Raw genomic sequence first — 2,740 nt, forward strand, 5'->3', positions numbered from 1 at the left:
CCTCATCCCGCGTCTGCGCGAGCTGCAGGCCGCCGACCCGCGCGTCGGCGACGTGCGCGGCCGCGGTGCGATGGTCGCCGCCGAGTTCGTCGACCCGACCACCGGCGAGCCGGATGCCGCGCTCACCGCCGCTGTCGCCAAGAAGTGCATCGCGGAGGGCGTCGTCGTCCTCACCTGCGGCACGTTCGGCAACGTCATCCGCTTCCTCCCGCCGCTGTCGATCTCCGACGAGCTGCTGCGCGAGGGCCTGGACGTCGTCGCCGACGCGCTGGCGCACAGCTGACGGCAGAGGGCCAATTGCTCGAGATCACACGCGATGTCGTCGTCGTGGGTGCCGGCGTCGCCGGCACCACGGCGGCGAACGAGCTCCGGAGGGCGGGCCTGTCCGTCGCGGTGCTCGAAGCGCGCGACCGGGTGGGCGGGCGCCTGTGGACCGACACGATCGACGGCGCGATGCTGGAGATCGGCGGTCAATGGGTGTCGTCCCACCAGGACGCCCTGCTGCAGGTGATCGCCGATCTCGGCCTCGAGACCTCCCCGCGGCATCGTGCCGGCGACAGCGTGTACATCGGTCGCGACGGCGTCGCCGCCCGGTTCAGCGGCGACGCCTTCCCGGTGGCGCAGTCCACGCGCGCCGAGATGGACGCGATCATGGCGCGTCTCGAGGAGCTCGCCGCCGGAGTGGATCCCGCCGCTCCGTGGGATGCCGCACACGCCGCCCACCTCGACGAGATCTCGTTCCAGCAGTGGCTGCGCGGCGCCACCTCCGACCGGGAGGCATCCGACGCGATCGCCCTCGTCGTCGCCGCAGCCCTGCTCACCAAGCCCGCGCACGCGTTCTCGCTGCTGCAGGCTCTGCAGACGGCGGCGTCCGTGGGCGGGTTCGCGAACCTCGTCGACGCGGACGTCATCCTCGACCGTCGCGTGATCGGCGGCCTGCAGCAGGTCCCGCTGCTGCTGGCCGAGCGCCTCGGCGACGACGTGCTGCTCGAGCAGCCGGTGCGCGCGCTGCAGTGGACGGATGCCGGCGTCTCGGCCGTCGCCGCGACGGTCACCGTCCATGCCCGCTGGGCCGTGCTCGCCTACCCGCCCGTGCTGCACGAGCGGCTCACCTTCCACCCGCCGCTGCCGCGCCTGCAGCAGCAGCTGCACCAGCACCTGTCGATGGGCTCGGCCATCAAGGTGCACGCCGTGTACGACCGGCCGTTCTGGCGCGAGCAGGGTCTGTCCGGCACCGCGTTCAGCCCGTACGAGCTCGTGCACGCGGCCTACGACAACACCAACCACGGCGACGCGCAGGGCACGCTCACCGGTTTCGTGTCCGACGTGAACGCCGACGAGTTGTTCCGCCTCGAGCCGGCCGAGCGGCGCGAGCGGATCCTCGACTCGCTCGCCCGGTACTTCGGGGCCGAGGCGGCCGAGCCCGTCGTCTACCACGAGAGCGACTGGGCCGCGGAGGAGTGGACTCGCGGCGCGTTCGCCGCGAGCTTCGACCTCGGCGGGCTGCACCGTTACGGTGCGGACCTGCGCACCCCGGTCGGTCCCGTCCATTTCGCCGCGAGCGATCTGGCCGGAATCGGCTTCCAGCACGTCGACGGCGCGATCCGGATCGGTCGCGACGTCGCCGAGACCATCATCGAGCGGGCACGTTCGTGACCCCGACCTCCCTTCCGATCGCGGCCCGTGTCGCGATCCGACCCGAAAGGAATCCCTTATGACTGCTGCGAACGAGACGGCGCTGCTGGAGCAGGTCAAGACCGGTCTGTTCATCGGCGGCGAGTGGGTCGAGGCCGAGGGTGGCCGCACCCTCGACGTGCACGACCCGTCGACGAACGAGGTCATCCGCACGATCGCCGACGCGTCGCCGACCGACGGCATCAAGGCCCTGGACGCGGCCGTGGCCGCGCAGGAGGAGTGGGCGAACACCCCGGCCCGGGTGCGCAGCAACATCCTGCGCCGTGCGTGGGAGCTGCTGCAGGAGCGCAAGGAGGATGCCGCGCTGCTGATGACCCTCGAGATGGGCAAGCCGCTGGCCGAGGCCCGCGGCGAGGTCGCGTACGGCGGCGAGTTCGTGCGCTGGTTCAGCGAGGAGGCGGTGCGGATCTCCGGCCGGTACGGGATGAACCCGGAGGGCACCGGCCACATGGTGGTGTCGCAGCGTCCGGTGGGCCCGTCGTTCTTCATCACCCCGTGGAACTTCCCGCTGGCGATGGCGACCCGCAAGATCGCCCCGGCGCTGGCCGCCGGCTGCACGGTGGTGATCAAGCCCCCGGCACTGACCCCGCTGTCGACGATCTTCTTCGTGCAGCTGCTCGAAGAGGCGGGCCTGCCGAAGGGTGTCGTGAACGTCATCCCGACCTCGACCAGCGGCAAGGTCTCCGCGCCGATCATCGCCGACCCGCGGCTGCGCAAGCTGTCGTTCACCGGCTCGACCGAGGTCGGCCGGCGCCTGATCGCGCAGGCCGCCGAGGGCGTGCTGCGGGTGTCGATGGAACTGGGCGGCAACGCCCCGTTCGTCGTGTTCGAGGACGCCGACATCGACAAGGCCGTGGACGGCGCGATGCTCGCGAAGTTCCGCAACATCGGCCAGGCGTGCACCGCGGCGAACCGCTTCATCGTGCACGAGTCGGTCGCGGAGGAGTTCGCCCGCAAGGTCACCGAGCGCGTGAACGGCATGAAGATCGGCCGCGGCACCGAAGAAGACGTCAACATCGGCCCGCTCATCGACACCGACGCCGTC

At 71.4% G+C, this 2,740-nt stretch carries 3 protein-coding genes; all 3 read left to right on the top strand.

Annotated elements, in window-relative coordinates:
• Positions 1–283: aminotransferase class III-fold pyridoxal phosphate-dependent enzyme (locus VJR25_RS10775; protein WP_324114971.1), on the top strand; the 283-nt coding region annotated here is incomplete at its 5' end.
• Between the two features lie 14 nt (positions 284–297).
• Positions 298–1,656 (top strand): NAD(P)/FAD-dependent oxidoreductase, encoded by a 1,359-nt coding sequence (locus tag VJR25_RS10780; RefSeq protein WP_324114972.1) that lies wholly within the window; start codon positions 298–300, stop codon positions 1,654–1,656.
• Between the two features lie 58 nt (positions 1,657–1,714).
• On the top strand, positions 1,715–2,740 hold a 1,026-nt coding region (locus VJR25_RS10785; protein ID WP_324114973.1), incomplete at its 3' end, for an aldehyde dehydrogenase family protein.

Origin of the sequence: Microbacterium sp. (assembly GCF_035277845.1) — a bacterium.
Classification (GTDB): domain Bacteria; phylum Actinomycetota; class Actinomycetes; order Actinomycetales; family Microbacteriaceae; genus Microbacterium.